This window comes from Paenibacillus sp. V4I5 (assembly GCF_030817255.1).
Classification (GTDB): Bacteria; Bacillota; Bacilli; order Paenibacillales; family NBRC-103111; genus Paenibacillus_E.
Map to the genome: position 1 here is coordinate 2704398 of NZ_JAUSZB010000002.1, position 19426 is coordinate 2723823.

21 protein-coding genes, 1 pseudogene and 1 riboswitch are annotated in these 19426 nt (G+C 44.1%); of the genes and pseudogenes, 11 read left to right on the forward strand and 11 right to left on the reverse strand.

Going from position 1 to position 19426, the window contains the following annotated elements; translation table 11 throughout:
- Window positions 1-80 precede the first annotated feature (80 nt).
- Window positions 81-494 carry a VOC family protein gene (locus tag QFZ78_RS14255; RefSeq protein WP_307548413.1) on the forward strand — a complete coding sequence of 138 codons (414 nt, stop codon included), beginning with the start codon at window positions 81-83 and terminating at the stop codon, window positions 492-494.
- 333 nt (window positions 495-827) lie between these two features.
- Here the strand turns inward: QFZ78_RS14255 and QFZ78_RS14260 are convergent, their stop codons facing one another.
- A complete protein-coding gene (locus QFZ78_RS14260) occupies window positions 828-1778 on the reverse strand; it encodes an ABC transporter permease (RefSeq protein ID WP_373461028.1) in 951 nt (316 codons plus the stop codon).
- Between the two features lie 145 nt (window positions 1779-1923).
- On the opposite strand from QFZ78_RS14260, the gene QFZ78_RS14265 reads away from it, so the two are divergent.
- The 3 genes and pseudogenes from QFZ78_RS14265 (at window position 1924) to QFZ78_RS14275 (ending at window position 3425) form a co-directional block, all read left to right on the forward strand.
- Window positions 1924-2085, forward strand: coding sequence for a hypothetical protein (locus QFZ78_RS14265; RefSeq protein ID WP_307548415.1), 162 nt, complete (start codon window positions 1924-1926; stop codon window positions 2083-2085).
- An 80-nt stretch (window positions 2086-2165) separates the two neighbouring features.
- Window positions 2166-2681 (forward strand): annotated as a pseudogene (locus QFZ78_RS14270) (TerD family protein); the annotation flags it as partial.
- A gap of 69 nt (window positions 2682-2750) precedes the next feature.
- On the forward strand, window positions 2751-3425 hold the full coding sequence (locus tag QFZ78_RS14275) for a vWA domain-containing protein (RefSeq protein ID WP_307555675.1): 675 nt from the start codon (window positions 2751-2753) through the stop codon (window positions 3423-3425).
- 186 nt (window positions 3426-3611) lie between these two features.
- Here QFZ78_RS14275 and QFZ78_RS14280 read toward each other — a convergent pair whose 3' ends face one another.
- Window positions 3612-4781, reverse strand: a complete 1170-nt coding sequence (locus QFZ78_RS14280; RefSeq protein WP_307548417.1) for an MFS transporter — start codon at window positions 4779-4781, stop codon at window positions 3612-3614.
- 139 nt (window positions 4782-4920) lie between these two features.
- Between QFZ78_RS14280 and QFZ78_RS14285 the strand changes: the two genes are divergently transcribed.
- The 4 genes from QFZ78_RS14285 (at window position 4921) to htpG (ending at window position 8344) form a co-directional block, all read left to right on the forward strand.
- On the forward strand, window positions 4921-5253 hold the full coding sequence (locus QFZ78_RS14285) for a winged helix-turn-helix transcriptional regulator (RefSeq protein ID WP_307548419.1): 333 nt from the start codon (window positions 4921-4923) through the stop codon (window positions 5251-5253).
- A gap of 44 nt (window positions 5254-5297) precedes the next feature.
- Window positions 5298-5957 (forward strand): NAD(P)H-binding protein, encoded by a 660-nt coding sequence (locus QFZ78_RS14290; RefSeq protein ID WP_307548420.1) that lies wholly within the window; start codon window positions 5298-5300, stop codon window positions 5955-5957.
- Window positions 5958-5973: 16 nt separating this feature from the next.
- Entirely contained in the window at window positions 5974-6321 is a 348-nt protein-coding gene (locus QFZ78_RS14295; RefSeq protein ID WP_307548421.1) for an MmcQ/YjbR family DNA-binding protein, read from the forward strand.
- Window positions 6322-6463: 142 nt separating this feature from the next.
- Entirely contained in the window at window positions 6464-8344 is a 1881-nt protein-coding gene (gene htpG / locus QFZ78_RS14300) for a molecular chaperone HtpG (protein ID WP_307548422.1), read from the forward strand.
- Between the two features lie 181 nt (window positions 8345-8525).
- Here the strand turns inward: htpG and QFZ78_RS14305 are convergent, their stop codons facing one another.
- Together QFZ78_RS14305 and QFZ78_RS14310 are read right to left on the reverse strand one after the other, a co-directional pair.
- Window positions 8526-8762: a transposase gene (locus QFZ78_RS14305; RefSeq protein ID WP_373461122.1), complete on the reverse strand. Its 237-nt coding sequence runs from the start codon at window positions 8760-8762 to the stop codon at window positions 8526-8528.
- Between the two features lie 518 nt (window positions 8763-9280).
- Window positions 9281-9454: a hypothetical protein gene (locus QFZ78_RS14310; protein WP_307548426.1), complete on the reverse strand. Its 174-nt coding sequence runs from the start codon at window positions 9452-9454 to the stop codon at window positions 9281-9283.
- Window positions 9455-9537: 83 nt separating this feature from the next.
- Window positions 9538-9634, forward strand: a riboswitch (cyclic di-GMP riboswitch).
- 42 nt (window positions 9635-9676) lie between these two features.
- On the opposite strand from QFZ78_RS14310, the gene QFZ78_RS14315 reads away from it, so the two are divergent.
- Window positions 9677-9865: a hypothetical protein gene (locus QFZ78_RS14315; protein ID WP_307548428.1), complete on the forward strand. Its 189-nt coding sequence runs from the start codon at window positions 9677-9679 to the stop codon at window positions 9863-9865.
- Window positions 9866-10029: 164 nt separating this feature from the next.
- On the opposite strand, the gene nrdR is transcribed toward QFZ78_RS14315, so the two are convergent.
- The gene (gene nrdR / locus QFZ78_RS14320) at window positions 10030-10509 is read right to left on the reverse strand and encodes a transcriptional regulator NrdR (RefSeq protein WP_029199331.1); all 480 of its coding nucleotides are present in this window, start codon (window positions 10507-10509) and stop codon (window positions 10030-10032) included.
- 115 nt (window positions 10510-10624) lie between these two features.
- On the opposite strand from nrdR, the gene QFZ78_RS14325 reads away from it, so the two are divergent.
- Window positions 10625-10849: an alpha/beta-type small acid-soluble spore protein gene (locus QFZ78_RS14325; RefSeq protein ID WP_029199330.1), complete on the forward strand. Its 225-nt coding sequence runs from the start codon at window positions 10625-10627 to the stop codon at window positions 10847-10849.
- Window positions 10850-10950: 101 nt separating this feature from the next.
- Here QFZ78_RS14325 and QFZ78_RS14330 read toward each other — a convergent pair whose 3' ends face one another.
- The 5 genes from QFZ78_RS14330 to polA all read right to left on the reverse strand — a co-directional run bounded on the left by QFZ78_RS14330 (window position 10951) and on the right by polA (window position 16690).
- The gene (locus QFZ78_RS14330; RefSeq protein ID WP_307548432.1) at window positions 10951-11529 is read right to left on the reverse strand and encodes a lytic transglycosylase domain-containing protein; all 579 of its coding nucleotides are present in this window, start codon (window positions 11527-11529) and stop codon (window positions 10951-10953) included.
- On the reverse strand, window positions 11526-12122 hold the full coding sequence (gene coaE / locus QFZ78_RS14335; protein WP_307548434.1) for a dephospho-CoA kinase: 597 nt from the start codon (window positions 12120-12122) through the stop codon (window positions 11526-11528). Before coaE ends, QFZ78_RS14330 begins: the two co-directional genes overlap by 4 nt.
- An 82-nt stretch (window positions 12123-12204) precedes the next feature.
- Window positions 12205-12948 (reverse strand): MntP/YtaF family protein, encoded by a 744-nt coding sequence (locus tag QFZ78_RS14340; protein ID WP_307548436.1) that lies wholly within the window; start codon window positions 12946-12948, stop codon window positions 12205-12207.
- Window positions 12949-13045: 97 nt separating this feature from the next.
- Complete coding sequence (gene mutM / locus QFZ78_RS14345; RefSeq protein WP_307548438.1) at window positions 13046-13906, reverse strand: DNA-formamidopyrimidine glycosylase; 861 nt, start codon at window positions 13904-13906, stop codon at window positions 13046-13048.
- 123 nt (window positions 13907-14029) lie between these two features.
- On the reverse strand, window positions 14030-16690 hold the full coding sequence (gene polA / locus QFZ78_RS14350; protein ID WP_307548440.1) for a DNA polymerase I: 2661 nt from the start codon (window positions 16688-16690) through the stop codon (window positions 14030-14032).
- A gap of 133 nt (window positions 16691-16823) precedes the next feature.
- Here polA and QFZ78_RS14355 point away from each other — a divergent pair, with 133 nt between their 5' ends.
- Window positions 16824-17573: an HAD family hydrolase gene (locus tag QFZ78_RS14355; RefSeq protein WP_307548442.1), complete on the forward strand. Its 750-nt coding sequence runs from the start codon at window positions 16824-16826 to the stop codon at window positions 17571-17573.
- An 11-nt stretch (window positions 17574-17584) separates the two neighbouring features.
- Here QFZ78_RS14355 and QFZ78_RS14360 read toward each other — a convergent pair whose 3' ends face one another.
- On the reverse strand, window positions 17585-19327 hold the full coding sequence (locus tag QFZ78_RS14360; protein WP_307548444.1) for a GGDEF domain-containing protein: 1743 nt from the start codon (window positions 19325-19327) through the stop codon (window positions 17585-17587).
- Window positions 19328-19426: the final 99 nt, after the last annotated feature.

A 19426-nucleotide genomic window follows, 5' to 3' on the forward strand; every position in this document is an offset into this window, starting at 1 on the left:
TCCGTACCTTTTAAGGTTGCTCTAGTATTAACGATAAGAGCTCAGAAATAATCACTTCTACATATAAAGGAGAAATGACAATGACCAAAGAATTTTGGCTCAATCTGCCGGTGAGGGACCTACATAAGTCAAAAGAGTTTTTCACCAAGCTTGGATTTTCTTTTCATCCGAGACATCACAATAGTGATGATGCCGCTGGCTTACTAATCGGAGATAGCCATGTTATTGTGATGCTCTTCCCGGAGTCCACTTTCAAAAGCTTCACGAAAAATGATATTGCAGATACCAAGCAAGGCACCGAAGTATTGCTTTCCATTGATGCTGAGAGCAAAGAAGAAGTAGATGAAATGTTAGAGAAAGCAGTAAAGGCTGGCGGCACTATCTACAGTGAGCCCCATGATCAGGGTTGGATGTACGGCGCCGGATTCACTGATTTGGATGGTCATCGCTGGAATCTGTTGTATATGGATATGAGTAAGATGCCGAAGGAGTGAGAGGCAATTCCTAATCAGCCTCATCGGTGTAACATGAAAATAGGATGTATAAAAGAAGAACACTGCAACCATTAAGGTTACAGTTTCAAGTGTAAAACCAATCGGACAAAACGTAACCAACCCGGCGTTGGCAGGGGCATTTGAGCTTAAAGACACCATCAGTAAGTGGAACAACGGCAGTAGGCAAAGAATAGAGATTATAATTAACAGCGCATTGTTAAACATGGTAAATATGCGATAAGATAATGTTTTGTGGTACATATGTTGTCCTCCCTAGAGTTTTCGTAAGAAAACTGGCTTCGTAAGCGTTACTTAGTTTTCATAAGCATTCACTTAGAAAATTCGATACCCAGCGAATCTATAAGCAAGACGATAGGATATGATGATTAGAATTAAGCTGATCAATGATTTGAATAGACCGACTGCTGTTGCGAAGCTGAATTGCCCACTAAGAAGTCCTTCCCGGTACACAAACGTGTCGATAATATCCCCCTGCTGATAGATCAGAGGACTATATAAATTAAACACTTGGTCGAAGTTCGCATTCAGTACATTGCCCAGAGCCAAAGTTGCAACTACGATTGCGATCGGTATTAGTGATGGAATGGTAACATGCAACGTTTGCTTTAAGCGGCTCGCTCCGTCGACTTCAGCTGCTTCGTACAACGCTGGATTAATGGCAGTAAGCGCTGCTAGGAAGAAAATCGTATTGAATCCAAATTCTTTCCAGACATCACTGAAAATAATGGTAAATCGGAACCAATTGCCGTCGCCTAGAAAGAAAATCGGCTTAATACCGAACACACTGGAAAGGAACTGGTTGACAAGCCCCGTCTGGGCGAGCAAATCAATCAAAATTCCTGCGAGTGTGACCCAAGAAAGAAAATGGGGAAAGTAGACAAGTGTTTGAATAGACCTTTTGAGCCCCATGTTCCTTACCTCATTCAATAACAAGGCGAAAATAAATGGAATGATTAAGTTCATCACGATCTTCGTACAAGCAAAGAACAGGGTATTCCACGTAATTTTCAAAAAATAATCATTCTCCAACATATAACGAAAATGCTTCAAGCCGACCCACGGGGAGCCGGTTATTCCCAATCCTGATTTATAATCCTGAAACGCCATAACGATCCCCGTCATTGGAAGATAAGAAAAAATGAAAACCAATATGACAGCCGGCAGCACCATGAGATGAAGCATCCATGGTTGTTTGTAGCTGTTTTTCCTTTTAACGCCTTCGGTAGCCTTGTGGGTCACTTGATGTACTGTATTTGCATCCATAGCTCTCTACCCCGTTCCCTAAAACTCATTTGTGTATTTTGAGAAACCCTGATATATATAGTATCAACAAACGCTGCCCTTAAACTATAAGACAATGTTAGGATGGATAGGGTTTTGTTAGGGATATCTTCTGGGGGGATCAGTTATGGAGCTGCAAAGAGGTATTGCGTTTGTCAAAAGAAGGGTCGGTCCCAGGTTTAGTCTGTTTGCCAAAATGAACGGTCTTATTATCATTTTGTTCATTCCGATCGGCTTCGAGCTGCTAGTTGTTGCCACAGCCGAGGTAGCGCAAGATAGCAAGAGGTAAACGGTAGTAAATTGTCGAAAATAGATATTATGCTTTGAATGACAGCTTATTTAAAGGCCATGATTTGAGGAGATGAACATATGTTACTGTTGAAAGGACAAAAAATTGATATCACAAAAGGAACAGGTCTATCTAACCTTATCCTGCAATTCGGGTGGACATCGTCAGTTGCCGCAATGAACATTGATGCTGCCTGTTTTATGTTGTCGGAAAATAGCCGATGCGAACGGGATGAGGATTTTATATTTTACGGCAATCCATCTGCGCATAGCGGAGCAGTGAATCATAAACAAATAAATGGCATAGACAAGGAAGCATTCAGCATCTCTTTGTCCAAGCTCCCGAAGAGCGTTGCGAAAATGGCTTTTACCCTAACGATTCACGAGGGCGAGAAGCATGGACATATGATGAAGGATATATCGAATTCCTATTTACGACTCGTTAATGCCGATAATGGTGAAGAAATATTCCGGTTTGAATATGGTTCAGATCATTCCAAGGAGACAGCAATTGTAGTCGGCGAGTTATACAGTCACAATGGGGAATGGAAATTCAACGCAATTGGAAGCGGATTTTATGGAGGATTAGCGGCATTGTGCACGAATTTCGGACTTGAGATCGCTGAGGAAGATGAGCAAGAAGTGGCTGCAGCAGCGGAGAAAACGATCTTATCGTCTATCGATTTACGTAAGAAAATCGTTCAGATCACATTGGAAAAGAAAAAGTTGACCAACTTTACCGCCAGAGTAGGCTTAGTTCTCGATATCTCAGGATCAATGCAGACGTTGTACAAGAACGGAACGGTTCAGGAAGTGGTGGAGCGCATACTGGCTGTCGCTTGTAAGTTTGATGATAATGGGACACTAGACGTCTGGATCTACGACAACGAATTCAGCAGATTGCCTTCCGCTACGGAGGATGATTTCGAGCACTATGTGCAGAAGCATATTATGAATAACAAGACGATACATAAGTTTGGCCGGAATAATGAGCCGCCCGTCATGCAGGACGTGATTCGTAAATATACCGTTGAAGAAGACTCCTCTATACCCGTATTTATGGTATTCATCAATGATGGCGGTGTCGTAAAACCCATCAAGAAAGTCATCACCGAATCTTCCGTACAACCGATTTTTTGGCAATTCGTAGGCATTGGCGATTCTGATTTTGATGTGCTGAAGCAGTTGGACACGATGGAAGGACGAATCGTAGATAACGCTAATTTTATTCACATTGAAGATATTGCTTCGATTTCTGATGAAACGCTATATAATCTTCTATTGAATGAATTCCCTTTATGGCTTAAAGAGGCAACGGCCAAAAGAATTATTCGGAATTAACAATATATAACAAGGACAACCCATTAAAGGTTGTCCTTGTTTTGTGTTATGTTTAAATTTTTCATTTATCTCTTGAAGCTCAATAGCCATATTAGATAATGACTCTGAGGACGCTGCGATTTCTTCCACAGATGCCAACTGCTCTTGTGCCGCTGCGGAGACATTATGAGTAGCGGAGGGCAAGAATCATTCAGGACTATAACTTTGAACCTTCTTCCCCACTCTAAAACTGAGGAAGGCTGCCGCCAACCCGAGCGCCACTATCATGCTTGCCATCCATGGATGATAGAAGACTGTCGAAGTCGCGTTCGCCATCACTCCCCCCGCTCCAGCTCCCACCGCTAATCCCAAATGAATGATGGATGTATTCAAACTGAGAACGAGATTGGATGACAGCGGCGCTTGTTGAATAAAATACGTTTGGATTGCTGGACCGGTCACGAACATGGAGAACACCATAAGAGCGATTAACATTAGACTGATAACTAATGATTCTACAAAAAAAGGCAGTAGAGCTAGAGCTGCTACATGAACGATAATACTTAGCGTAATGACGCGAGCCGCTCCCCATCTATCAACACCATAACCGCCTAAACGAGAACCGATAGCTCCAAAAATACCGAAAACAAGCATAATGATGCTTATATTGGAGGCCTTCAAATGTAGAACGTCTTGTATAAATGGCGTCAGATACGTAAATAAAATCGAATTACCCGATTCCCTAAAAAAGGTGAGGAACAAACCGCTTACGATGACGAGACTTCCCAACACTTTAAATTGCTGCCCGAACGGAACCGGAGCGTCCCCTTCGATCTCTGGAAGAAGGCGGAAGATTATAAATGTAATTAACAGGCTGAATAAGCCTAAAATAATGAAAATGGCTTGCCAACTCCACCAATTGGTGATGGCAATTCCAATCGGGACCCCTAATATCATAGCGCTGCTAAACCCAAGCACGATCGTGCCGATCGCACTTCCTAGTTTCTCAGCAGGCACTAATTTGGCAACCGCACCAAACACTACGACAAGGTAAACGCCTGCGCTTACCCCAAGAATAATACGAGAAACCATCAAGACCGAAATCTCCGAACTCCCAAAAGAAACCAAGCAACCCAAGATAAATACAGCCAATGAGCCTAGCAGCACTTTCCTACGCCCCATCCGGGAAGTAAGGGACACAATGATGGGGGTTCCAATCGCAAACGCAAGAGAATAGGCTGTGATTAGCTGCCCCGCTAGAGCGATAGAAATGTTTAAGTCTTCAGCAATGACATGAAGAATTCCGGCAACAACCAATTCGGAGGTCGCCGTTAGAAATACCCCTAGGGCAAGGATGTAGATAGACAGTCGATTCATTCGATTCATTCCTTTCTGCTATTCCGTGATCGTTTTATTGAAGTATAATAAGGTTACGATAATAATGTAAGAAGGCAAAATATTTGGACATTATCCAAGTATTTTGACTAACTAACTATAAGTAAGAAGGTGAAGCCACATGGAACCATTACAAGAAGATGTGCATGACTTCTCTAACATCTGTTCCGTATTGACTATACTTGGTGCCAAATGGGCCTTCCTAGTGATCGCGGAGCTATCTAAAGGCCCCAAACGATTTAAACAGCTTCATAGAGATTTAGCGATCGTCAAGACACAATCCTTAACGGATGTGCTGCGGCATTTAGAGCAAAACGGGATTGTTCTCCGTCAAGTAACTCCAACTGTACCCATAATGGTCGAATATTCATTGACGGAAAAAGGAATTGATTTTCAGACCGCTCTGAAAGAGATGGATAAATGGGCCAAGAGATGGGAAAGCAATAACCCCTAACGAAGATTCGGTCAAATCAAATGAAAGTGAAAGGTGTGTTAGATTTGAACGTCCTTCTTTTCGGAGCTACGGGTATGGTCGGACAAAGCGTGCTGCGCGAATGCCTCCTCGATCCTCAAGTTCAAAGTGTACTAGCTGTAGGTAGAAACACCACCGGTCAGAAACATCCCAAATTGCACGAACAGGTACAAGCTAATCTTCTGGATCTATCTGACATTGAGCATAAACTGTCGGGTTTCGATGCCTGTTTTTTCTGTCTTGGTGTCTCTTCCGCGGGTATGACCGAAGACCGCTATCGGGCAATAACCTATGATATTACCATGCATGTTGCTGAGACATTAGTGAGATTGAACCCTAACATGTCGTTCTTCTATGTAACTGGAATGGGAACCGATAGTACGGAAAATGGCCGCAGTATGTGGGCACGGGTGAAGGGAAAAACGGAGAATGATTTGCTAAAGCTTCCTTTTAAGGCGGCTTACATGTTCCGTCCAGGAGGTATTCTTCCATTGCACGGCGTCAAGTCCAAGACTAAACTATACCAAAGCATTTACACCATAACGAAACCTCTCTACCCTTTGTTAGAAAAATGGTTCCCGAATTCGGTTACGACTTCAGAAAAGATCGGACGCGCAATGATCAAAATTGCCAAGCAAGGTTATCCAAAATCAATCATTGAGGGCAGGGATATCAATCTCATTTGAGAATCGAGGGAAGATCATGGTTACTGCTGATGAAATTAGAAGCTTCGCGCTGTCATTACCGGAAACGGAAGAACATGACCATTGGGAAAAACCTTCCTTTCGTGTACGCAGCAAAATTTTTGCGGTTATCCAACCAGATGGTGTGTCACTCGTGATTAAAACGACCAAAGAAGATCGATCGGCTTACACCATGATGGATCCTGATGTTTATCAGATGCCAGATAGCTTCCAAAACTTAGCCTTCATGATTATTCGATTGGATCGTATCCATCCTCAGGAATGTCGTAATATGCTTACGCTAGCCTGGAGCCTTGTAGCTCCTAAGAAAGTCGTAAAAGCTTTTAATGGTGCGATAAGCTCATAGCAAAGTTGCGTTAAGCTCATATCGCATGAAATATTGACATTGAAAATTAGGAGTGTTATAAAGATAGGGATGGCACTCGAAGACTGAGAGTGCTAATAATCATCTCTGACTAATTTCTACATATTTGAAAGGAGATCTCCCATTGGAAAAGAAACAGTTTCAAGCTGAATCCAAGCGCTTATTGGAAATGATGATCAATTCGATTTATACGCAAAGAGAGATATTTCTAAGAGAGCTTATCTCCAATGCTAGCGATGCTATCGACAAAATTTACTACAAAGCTTTAACCGATGACACGTTAGTTTTTGACAAAGATAGTTATTTCATTAAAGTGATGGCCGACAAAACGAATCGCACACTTACACTGCGTGATACGGGTATTGGTATGACGAAGGAAGATTTGGAGAATAACCTGGGGATCATTGCGAAGAGCGGATCTTTGGCCTTTAAGAAAGAAAATGAAGCAAAAGACGGTCATAATATCATCGGCCAGTTCGGTGTTGGCTTCTATTCAGCGTTTATGGTTGCAGATGTCGTAACCGTAATTAGTAGAGCTTTAGGCAGCGATGTTGCTTACAAGTGGGAGTCCACTGGCGCTGATGGCTACACGATCGAAACGGCGGAGAAAGACGAAGTGGGCACAGAGATCATCCTGAAAATTAAGGATAATACAGAAGATGAGAACTTCGATGAGTTTTTAGACGAGTATCGTTTAAAAGCAATCATCAAAAAGTATTCCGATTTCATTCGTTACCCGATTAAAATGGACATTACCGGAAAAAGGCTGAAAGAAGGCAGCGAAAGCGACTTCGAGGATTACCAAGAAGAGCAGCATGTCAACAGCATGGTTCCAATCTGGAGAAAAAACAAAAGTGAACTGACTCCGGAAGATTACGAGAAGTTCTATCACGAGAAACATTACGGCTTCGACAAGCCGCTCAAACATATTCACGTTAGCGCAGATGGTGCTGTAGTCTATCAAGCTATCCTCTTTATCCCGGAAAATATTCCTTTTGACTATTATTCCAAAGAGTATGAAAAGGGCTTAGAGCTCTACGCCAATGGCGTATTGATCATGAATAAATGTGCGGACCTGCTTCCTGACTACTTCAGCTTCGTTAAAGGAATGGTTGATTCAGAAAGTCTATCGCTTAATATTTCCAGAGAAATGCTGCAGCATGACCGTCAGTTGAAGCTGATTGCCAAAAACATTTCGAGCAAGATCAAAGGCCAGCTGCAAAGCCTGCTGAAGGACGAAAGAGAGAAGTATGAGCAATTCTACAAATCCTTCGGCCGACAGCTTAAATTCGGTGTCTACAGCGACTACGGTAGCCATAAGGACCTCTTGCAGGATCTATTGATGTTCCATTCCTCTAAGGAGAAAAAGCTGGTTACGCTGGACGAATATGTGGCAAGAATGCCGGAAGATCAGAAGTATATTTACTACGCTTCTGGAGAATCGATGGAAAGAATTGATAAGCTTCCACAAACAGAGCTCGTCACGGATAAAGGCTATGAAATTTTGTACTTCACCGATGATATCGATGAGTTCGCGATCAAAATGATCATGACCTACAAAGAGAAAGAATTTAAATCCGTTTCAAGCGGCGATCTTGGTATTGAAGTGGATGACAACCAAACGGAAACAGAAGCTGACAAAAATGACAACAAAGAGCTTTTCGATTATATGAAAGACCTATTGTCAGGCAAAGTTACAAATGTAAAAGCATCCAAACGTCTTAAAAAGCATCCTGTGTGCTTATCGACGGACGGTGATGTGACGATCGAAATGGAAAAAATCTTAAATGCCATGCCGAATAATCCTAACGTTAAGGCTGAGAAGGTACTGGAAATCAACGTCAATCACGAAGTTTTCGCATCCTTAAAAGACGCTTTTGACAAAGACAAAGAAAAGCTGAATCTTTATACGGCTTTGTTGTACAATCAAGCGCTCTTAATCGAAGGATTGCCTCTTCAAGATCCGGTTGAATTCACGAACGATATCTGTAAAATCATGGTTTAATACGATTAAAGGGGCTGTCTCAAAAGTAACATTATAGATGTGTGGGACAGAACAATTGTTTAAAAATAGTGAATATTTGAATGAAAAAGGAGCTAAGCGGCTTGTATGTGCTTAGCTCCTTTGTTTTTGGCGTCCACCGCCACAGTGAGTGTGGGCAAGCGAAGCCACCCGACCTCCAGACTTACTTTGGTAAGCTTCGAAGCAGGAACCTTTTCGAACCGCTAGCCTTCTTCGCTGCGGGGCTTCTCACGTGGCTGGTTTTTAAACACAAATACTTCATGCTCACTTTGACTTCACGCTGTCCTGCAGCTTTCGTGCACTGCGGTTTCAACGGACATCCTTCACAACTTACACATCGGTAATGACGTTCCGTACTTCTGGACGGCTTTACCCCAAACAAAGGTATACCGATTGGCATTGGCTTCAATTTTGGTGCCGTCGACAAAGTAGTGCTCAAGTTGCACGTATTTATCGTCAGCAAGAAATTGAAGAACCGCGGGCCTATCTCACAGTCAGCTTCGGCGACTTTTTGCACAGCAACTTTTGCTGCAATGATGTATTTCATCGTTAGATTCAAGTTGAGGTCGCATTACGATTGCTGCAACGATGTTTTATATCGTTACGAGGGCGATTGGGCGAATAACTGTTCATAAAAGGTTGATGGAACGATGTTTTACATCGTTGCAAGGGAGCTCAATCATCATTTTAATGCTGTAACGATACTTTTCATCATTGTGTCACAGGTCGGTAAACTCTGCGTGGACTGTTTATCTCTCAGACATATTCGACTACTTTTTGAAAAGTTCAGCTCCCACTTTAAGTATTCGCAATATGTCTGCTACTTCCATTGGAAAAATCCAATGGAAGTATGAATTTCGTTCTGAATACCGCTTAGAGCAAATGTCCCAGAAAGTAAGTATGCCTTTTTTTATATGATCAACCACTCTTATAATCGGGAAAGGTTTCCTTTACCTCATATTGTTTCTTCGAATCCGAGTTTGCATACACATAAGCCAATAAGCGATCTTGATCAATTCCGAGAGAGTTAGCAACTTTTACGATATCTAATTCATAAGAAATGCTTGGAATTTGATTGGACTTGACGGACATATGCTTCAACCATCCTTCGAATAATGTAATTAATGGAAACTCAATCGGTAAATATGATATAGTTTTCTTACAAACATAAATCGGTACGATAAAGGCAAAACCACTGAAAAGTGGTGACGCAAAGCTACAGGGACTAAAATGGCATTCTGTGAATGTCCAAAATGTCAGCCAGCTACCGCCTCCGTCCGATTCATGTAGAAAGACTAGGAGGGAACAAAGATAATGGGAAAAATTTCGGTGGATGGTAGAATGAGTATGGATGTACAGCAATTAATTGATAACTTGCACCTTCCAGAAAGTGATCTTTTGAATATGTTCTCCTTTAAGTTTGATAACAACGTTTTAACCCAAGATGAAGCTATTCGGTTTATTCATTTTCTCCGAAGTGAACTGGACAAACGCACTCAATAAAGGAATTATGCACGAAAGCACACAAAAATACAGTCGGTTGATGTCTAAAGATTTATTTTTTTCAAATATATTTTAATCGCACAATTGTTGATTTCACGGGAAAAAATGAGAAAAGACAACGGGAATCCCGCTGTCTTTTTCTTATTTTTTGTCATATTTAGCGATTATTTATCCCGGAGAAGTCCGGTGTCATGCTTTCCCAATATTTGCGTTAACTCCTTCAGGAACATATTAATGTCCTTAAACTGCCGGTATACGGAGGCAAAGCGAATGTACGCCACTTCATCGACGGGGTACAGCTGTTCCATGACGATTTCTCCAATGCTTAAACTATCCACTTCAGCATGAGCCGTGGTGCGAAGCTGCATTTCCACTTCAGAAACCATCATCTCAAGCCTCTCCATCGATACAGGTCGCTTTTCACAAGCTCGAATCAAGCCTCTTAATATTTTCTCTCGACTAAATTCTTCCCTACTTCCATCTTTCTTAATCACGATTAACGGAGTTTCTTCCACCATCTCAAATGTGGTGAATCTTCTCGCGCATTTCTCACATTCTCGACGACGACGAATCGATTTGTTTTCATTGGCTGAACGTGAATCAAGAACTTTCGTACCGGAATAGTCACAGAACGGACACTTCATTCGCTATCTCTCCTTTCTCTCTTCTCTTCTTTGATCTATTACCATATGTTACATGTCATGAACTTAGGAGATATGCACACAATACTATTACCAAACGACAAGGAGGTGAACAGACATGGGCGCAGGACAAAACCGTAACAGCAATACTTTAGTTGTTCCTCAAGCTAACGCAGCCTTGGATCAGTTAAAATACGAAGTAGCGCAAGAACTTGGTATCGCCATCCCACAAGATGGTTATATGGGTAATATGGCTACTCGTGATGCTGGTGCCATTGGTGGTAACATCACTCGTCGCTTAGTACAAATCGCAGAGCAATCCTTGGCTGGTCAATTCAAGTAATCTTGAATCCTAGCTATTGAGCTCTAAAACAGGAAGTATTGGACTCTAAGCCCCCAAAAGGAGCTAGTCCAATGCTTCTTTGTTTATGTAGAGACGGAATCCTAATCCTTCTTTCCCCACTGCTGAGAATAAAGCTTCGTGTATTTCTCGTAATAATAGAGTACCCGCTGTACATAGTGACGTGTTTCTCCGAATGGAATCTGATTAATATGCTCTTCTGAACCATCCCAAACGTCATTTTGCTTCCATTTATTCACATTGCCTTGACCTGCATTATAAGCCGCAATCGCATAAATTAAATTACCATTATAATGCTTCTTAAGCCAGCTCAAATACCAAGAACCAAGATTAATATTTACGTCCACTTTTAATAAATCTTCCTGCACATGAGGCCCTAAATTCGTGGATTCTACAATCCACTCTGCCGTATCAGGCATCAACTGCATGAGGCCTAAAGCACCCTTGCTTGACTCCAAATGATATTTATAATTCGTCTCCACCCTAATAATCGCAGCAATTAGAAATGGATCTATATTGTGTTTCGCCGCGCTCTGCCTAATTTCCTGCTCAAAATAGATCGGGTACAGCTTTCTTCCGATAAAATCACTATTCATAAAGAGAACCAGAACAAAACAAACAAGAAGCAGGGCAAAAACTCGTTTTTTACGTAAAAAGGTCATGAAAGCCCCTTTCCTAACCAAAACCGCTCCACTTCAGCGTTAGTTTCTTCCCATGTACCGCTGTTGTCAATGACAACATCCGCGAATTTACGTTTCTCCTCAATGGACATCTGAGCATCAATGCGATTATTCGCCGCACTTTCTGACAGTCCATCTCGCTGCATTAGCCGCTCCAACTGGACTGGACGTGGTACATAAACAACCATAACTTCTTGAAACATGAAGGATAAATTAGATTCGATTAATAAAGGGACATCGACCACAACAAGCTTGTCTGGAAATTGCCTTTCATAGGCCTCCATCTGTTCACGTATTTGTGCACGAATTGGCGGATGCAGAATACTTTCCAGCTGCTTGCGTGCCTCCGTATTACCAAAAATGATCTCGCCAAGCTTCTTGCGATGAAGTGAGCCATCTACCTGAAGAACAGCTTGTCCAAAATGTGCAGCAACCTGTTCAAGAACAGGGCTGCCGGGCTCGACGACATCGCGGGCTATCATATCCGCATCTACTAATAGGGCGCCGCGGCTAACCAGCATGGCGCTAACCGTGCTTTTGCCGCAAGCGATACCTCCTGTTAACCCGATATTCATGGGCAAATCTCTCCTAATCGTTTTCCACTCGGAAAACTTTCTCATATCCCAAAGATTTACGAAATACTAGTAAAAGGACGTGCTACAACAATTTAAATAGACCCATGATAATAAGTACACATCCCGGAAGTACAGACAGTTTCTTCATCCAATTCATCTCCGCATACCGTAAACCAAACCGCAAACCTAATGCAATAAATAAACCACTTGATATCGAAATGACGGAAGCTGTTAACAGTGGAACGAAACCAATTAAAGCGGCGCCAATGCCTGCACCGAACGCATCCAAAGATAGCGCCAAACCAAGCAATGTTGCCTCTGAAGCCGAAATATTACCCGATTTGTCAACGTCTGCAATGGATGGCGTTCGCAAAATTTGAATAACCAGTCCGAAGCGTTTCAGCTCGATATTCAATATTTCCTTCGTTCTCTGCAACGTATCAAACGTGAGAATTTCTCCAGAACCCGGATGCTTACCCTCTTGTAAAGGAAGAACACCGCTTATCGATGCTTGATCTAAAGATGCGACTCTCCCCCGTTCCTGATGCTCTTGAGGCTTTTGTTGTCTCATTTGTGCCAATGCCCAGATGCCAATTCCGATTAATATAAGAGCACCGATTCGCTTAGCTACCAAGAGAGACATGAAGGACGACATCAGTACACCGATCTGCATCGAGCTGTAGATAATGATACCAGACCAAAGCGATATAATCCCAATGGAGAGGAGTGGAATTCGTATTTTACGTAATCCATACATCACACCGACGCCGAAGCCGTCCAAGGAAACTGCGAAAGCAAGAATAAGTAGTGAAACTACAGGAAGCATAATACCCCTCCTAAGAGTTATACCTAGAAACTAGCTTGTAAGCCGTTTATCTAGGCTAATTACTCCATATCATATGGGGAGGGGGGGCTTCAGGTGCCTATTTCTCTGACTTCTTTCGGTTTCTAGTCTGCTTTAACGGTTGGCAGGTTGGGCAAATATGCGTTCCTCTGCCGCCAACAACGGTTTTGTAGATCTCACTCCCGCATGTTTTACAGGGCTCGGACTGTCTGCCATAAATGTTCAGTTGATGCTGGAACAAGCCAATTTCGCCTTGTCCATTCACATACGATTTGATGGAGGACCCACCAACTTCAACTGATTCACGAAGGGTACGTATGATAGCTGAGTGAAGGAGTACGAGTTCCTTCTTGCTCAACGAGGAGGCTTCGCGCTCTGGATGAATGCCAGCCAAGAAAAGGGACTCGTCTACATAAATATTCCCGATACCCACGATATATTCTTGATTCAGCAGCAGCGGTTTTATCTTCGTCGAACGATGAGCGATCCGGTCTCGAAAAGCCTCGAAGGTGAAGCCTTCATCAAGCGGTTCAAGTCCAAGCTTATGCAGCGGAGGCTGCGTGAGATCTTCCCCTTTGGGAAACAGATGCATCGTTCCAAATTGTCTAACATCCTTATAGCGGAGCTCGCTGCCATCGGTGAAGCGGAACAACACATGGGTGTGAAGCTCCAACGGATCTTCACCAGCATACAGACCGTACCGTCCTTCCATCCGCAGATGAGAAACCATGACGTAATCAGTAAGTATGAAGCGCAGAAATTTCCCTCTGCGTTCTATCGTCTCAACCGTCTGACCTTGCAGAAGAACCTCAAACATATGAATATCGTCCGGCTTTTGGATGATGCGAGGCAGTCTGACCTGAACTTGCTCAATCGTTTTTCCGGTGATTAAATTGTTCAGCGTACGTCTGACCGTTTCGACTTCGGGTAGTTCAGGCACGGATGTTCACCTCTTTTGTGTTGTTGATTGGCCAAGCGGGCGAGAAGGCGAGGCCGAGAGTGCCGGATTGGCTCGCTCAGGGGCTACGTCCTCCGGGTTGACCGATTTCAGTACTAGTGCAACTTACTTGGCATCGTACCAAGTAAGGCCGAAGTCGACGTCCGCTCTAAGCGGGACATCCAGTTTAAGGGCTGCAGCCATGACTTCCGGTACTACCCGGCGCATGGTCTCAAGCTCCTCTTCGGGGACTTCAAAGACGAGCTCATCGTGTACTTGAAGCAGCATGCGGCTCTTGAGTCCGTCTTTTTTCAAACGGTCGGCCATCTGGACCATGGCTAGTTTAATGATATCAGCGGCCGTCCCTTGTATCGGCGTATTCATCGCTGTTCGTTCAGCGAAGGAACGCAGATTAAAGTTCGATGCCGTGATCTCGGGAAGATAGCGGCGACGCTGCAGCAAGGTCGTGACATAACCGTCCCTGCGAGCATCCTTCACGATATCGTCCATATATTTGCGAACCCCTTGGAATACAGCAAAATACTGTTCAATGAACTGAGCTGCATCCCTGCGGGTGATGTCTAAGTTCTGGGACAAGCCGTAGTCGCTGATGCCGTAAACGATCCCGAAGTTGACGGCTTTGGCCTGACGGCGCATGTTCGCGTCGACAGCGCTCTCTTCTACCCCGAAGACGTCCATCGCCGTCTTCGTGTGGATGTCCATATTCTGAAGGAACGCTTCCTTCAGATTCTCATCCTGCGAGATGTGCGCAAGCACGCGCAGCTCGATCTGCGAGTAATCCGCAGCAAGAATGTACCATCCAGGCTCGGATGGAACGAATACCTTGCGGATCTTACGGCCTTCCTCCAGACGAATAGGAATATTCTGGAGGTTCGGGAATTGGCTGCTGAGCCGGCCCGTGGCGGCAATCGTCTGCCGGTAATAGGTATGCACCTTACCGGTCTCCGGCCGCACCTCTTTAAGCAGCCCTTCGACGTACGTCGATTGCAGCTTCGCAAGCGAACGGTAGTTCAAAATCTCCCCTACGACTTCGTGGTAGGGCGCAAGGCGCTCAAGCACCTCGGCATCCGTCGAGTAGCCGGTTTTGGTCTTCTTCCAAGCTGGCAGCCCCAGCTTCTCGAACAAGATCTCGCCAAGCTGCTTCGGCGAGTTGATGTTGAACTCTACGCCGGCGAGCGTGTAGATGCGGGTCATGATCGCATCCAGCTTGCCTGCAAGCTCCACGCCGAATGCTTTGAGCCCCTCGGCATCCAGCGCTATGCCGCGCAGCTCCATCTCCGCGAGAACGCCTGCTAGCGGCAGCTCTAGCTCGTAGAAGAGGCTATGCATCTCACTCTTCTCCAGTTCTTCGCGCAGCACGGGCACGATGCGCGCAATGGCCATCGCTTTGCGGCCCAAGTGGTCGCTAAGCGCAGCAAGCTCAGGCAAGCGAAACTTCGCTCCCTTGCCGAACACTTCCTCGTCGGTCTTAACGCCCGGCAGGCTGTACTTGCCCGTCAAGCCGCTCAAGCTAAGATTCGACTCTGTCGGATCGAGTAAGTAAGCGGCCAGCAGAGCATCGAAGTCCACCCCTTTGAGGTGGATGCCTTGCCAAGCCATCACCAGCTGGGCACGGTGCTGGTCGAAGAGCTGCTTCTTCTTGGAATCATCGCCTAGCCAAGTGCGCAGCGGCTCGCCCGCTTCGCTCTTCAGCAGCGCTAAAGGCACGAAGTAAGATGTATTCGTTTCCCCATCATACGTAAACCAGACAACGCCAACCCCCACAGCTTGATGCGGATTTTCCCCAACAGCCTCAACATGGATGGCAGCGTTATCGCCTATTTTGCCAATCAACTCATCCATGTTGTCTTTGGTTACAACAACTGCAACCAAACTCTCGACAACTTGATCTTCCGACACGCTGCTTGGCCCGAAATCCATCTTTTCCAGGAGGGATTTGAATTCCAGCTTGCGGAACATACTGGATAAAGCTTGTCCATCAAAGCCATCGTAGCGGAAAACATCCCACTCGGTTTCCATCGGCACTTCGCGGAAAATCGTCGCAAGTTCCTTACTCATGATGGCGTCCTTGGCATGCTCTTCCACTTTTTCTTTCATCTTGCCTTTGAGGCTAGCCGAATTGGCCAGAACTTCTTCCACGGAACCAAACTCATGTAACATCTTGAGTGCCGTTTTTTCCCCGACACCCGGAATGCCTGGAATATTATCCGACGTATCGCCCATCAACCCTTTGAGGTCGATAATTTGAGCAGGCGTGAGGCCGTATCTCTCTTTTATTTCTGCAGGATTATAAAGATCAACTTCACTAATTCCTTTACGTGTGATCGCAACGGTCACATGCTCAGAAGCCAGCTGCAGCATATCCTTATCCCCCGAAACGAGAAGCACCTTCTCGCCTCTTTCATCAGCTGCCTTGGTCAAGGTTCCAATGATATCGTCAGCCTCATAGCCTGTCAGCTCAAACTGTGGAATCTTGAAAGCTTGAAGCAGCTCTTTGATCAGCGGAAACTGCTCGGAGAGCTCAGACGGCGTTTTGGCACGTCCACCTTTATATTCCGTGTATTCTTTGTGTCTAAACGTTATTTTCCCAGCATCGAACGCAACGAGAAAATGCGTAGGTTTTTCTTCTTCTATTAATTTCAGCAGCATCGTTGTAAATCCATAAACCGCATTCGTGTGTAAACCATTAGAATTACTGAGCAAAGGTAAAGCATAAAAAGCTCGATTCGCGATAGAGTTACCATCAATAATAATAAGCTTATCCATAAGTTCGCACCCCGATTTTTGACATACTTCCTTCATCATAGCATACGAAATTAAAATAAAAAAACGGTTCCGCACATAAACATGTATGGAATCCATTTTTCAATGGGCCGGTCTTCAGAAGGAGGTTCTCCATATGAGCCCTTTTTTCTCACCAATACGCAAAAAGGTTATTTTTTTCGATATGAATAATACGATCCTGGATCGCAGACAATGCTTTGATTCGGCATTCCTTGAAGTCATGAACGACTTTACAGCAAGATGGGATCCGGGCGAAATGCTTTTTACAGCCCAAGAAGCCCTACAAAGCTATAAGATGGAGTGGAGCCGTCACCGAAAGGCACCGATTAGGAGTCCCATATCCCCTGATGAGCTGCGCCACATTTGTTTGCGTAAAGCTCTTCAGCCTATGCCGGTGAACGTAAGTCCTGCTTTTACACGGTCTTTTTTCGAACAGGTAGAAGAACAGGAAGATAACTTCGTTGCCCTCTTTCCCGGTGTTGAAGACACACTTGAGGCGTTATCACATAACTATAAACTGGCTATCATCAGTAACGGAAATCGGAAAAGGTTGCAGAGCAATTTGGAGAAAATGAAACTCACCAGGTGGATCGATCAAGATCGTTTATTTAGTTCGGAGAAGGATGGACCGCGAAAGCCGCACCCCGCTATCTTTGAGAGAGCTCTAAAGACGATGAGCACGGCTTCAAACCAAAGTGTGATGGTTGGAAATTCGTGGCGTAATGATGTGGTGGGGGCCGCGTCAAGCGGCATGGATGCGATCTGGATCCATCCGGGGAATATTAAGAAAATATCGGAGCGCCGAATCGGCAAACAGAAGGTCATCATTATCCGTTCTTTTAAACAATTATTATACACATTTTAATTCAAGTACCTTTAGCCAATTTTTTCGAAATAATAAATACTTCCTTGATGCGCTTTTGCTTTCTTTTTGAGTAAGGCGGCAGTTTGGGAAATGTGTTCGAGTGAAATGGGAGATTCGCAGACACAGACGACTAAAGAGAGCGATAGCGTAACTCCCTCGCTCTTTACCTTGTTGCCGCTTCGATCCCATACATACTCCCACTCCTCATCCTCATAGAACAACTGCACACCTTGTTCGAAGCGGCGAATGATTTCCTGACACAGTTGTTTTGGAGATAAAGTGGCCGAGATCGCGATAAAATCATCGCCTCCCACATGCCCGACAAAATCATGCGGAGTCCCACAAACCGCAATGGATTGCTGCATGACATCCGCTGTATATTGAATCAGTTGGTCCCCTTTTTGAAATCCAAACCGATCATTGAACCACTTGAAGTAATCTAAATCCGCATATACCACATGAAACGGTTTGTTATCACTTATCCTCTTGTTCAACTCGCGATTGATTTGCAAATTGCCTGGCAGTCCTGTTAGTGGATTGGCCACACGCGCAGACTCCATACGTACATTCGTTATACTCTCAAGAATCGTTCGGATGGATGCTACTCCTCCCATCTTCCCATTGCTTGTAACGATGACAAGGTCGTATAAGTGGTTGATTGCGCGTGAGGTAGCCATTTGTGATACTTCCTCAACAGGCATAAGCTCATCCACGATCAGCGGCGATTCATCCATAATGCTGTCAATGGTTCGATTCCAGAACAAGGAGAAGGCGTATTGCCCGGTTAATTGCTGAAATAAGCGGTCTCTCATCATGAGGCCAGCCGGCACTTCTTCATCCACGATGACAGCACCCACAGCCTCTTGATTTTTTTTGAAGTAATCAGCCACTTCCGAAATCAGTTTTTTCTTGTCAAACACTTTCACAGGAGTTTTCAGGTCGCCAATGCTCCAAGTCATACTGCCTCCTTGTACTTTGCGATGCTGCCAAATCAGCATTTTATGGATGTCCTGTACCTTCGCGGGAGATTCATTTGGCTTTCCAAGTAAAAAGCCTTGGGCATAATGCACGCCGAGTCTTGTTAATTTGGTGAGTTCGTCCGCATGTTCAATGCCTTCAGCAATAAGGGAAATGTTCATTTTATGGGCAAAGGTAACGAACGTTTCAAGGATATACTCTTTTACTTTGTTTTTATGTATATTTTCAATGAGTGAACGATCAATCTTAATAAAATCCGGTTGAAGTTCCGCAATCGCTTGTAGGGAGGAATATCCCGCACCAGCATCATCTATGGCAATTCGATAGCCTTGTTTACGGTAATGCTCCAGAATCTTTTGAGCTAAGGAGAAATCCTCAATCGAACTTCTTTCCGTAATTTCAAAAACGACATTGCTGGGGCGCAGCCCGTATTTCTGTAAAATCTCAAGCGTTTTACCAGGAACAAACCCGGGATCATAAAGCACTTGTGATGAAATATTGATAAAAAGCAATTGCTGCGGATGCTCCAAAATGGATCCTTGAATCGCTTTTTCACGCGCAATCTGCTCAAGCATATAGAGCTCACCTTGCTGTTCTGCGAATTGAAACATGGATAAAGGTGAATGAAAGGGACTATCTTTGGGACCTCGTGTTAACGCTTCATACCCCATGACTTGACTATCCTGCAGGGAGATAATAGGTTGATAAACGGAATAAATGTGCTCTTTATTTATCATATTATAAAATTGTTCCAGCATTTCTGACTGAGTATTCATGTCCATCATTCCTTACCTGAATATACTTATTTCTCTAGTCTATCAAACCAAATGACTGGCTTTATTATCCATATGTAAAATGTATGTAAAGACTTTACG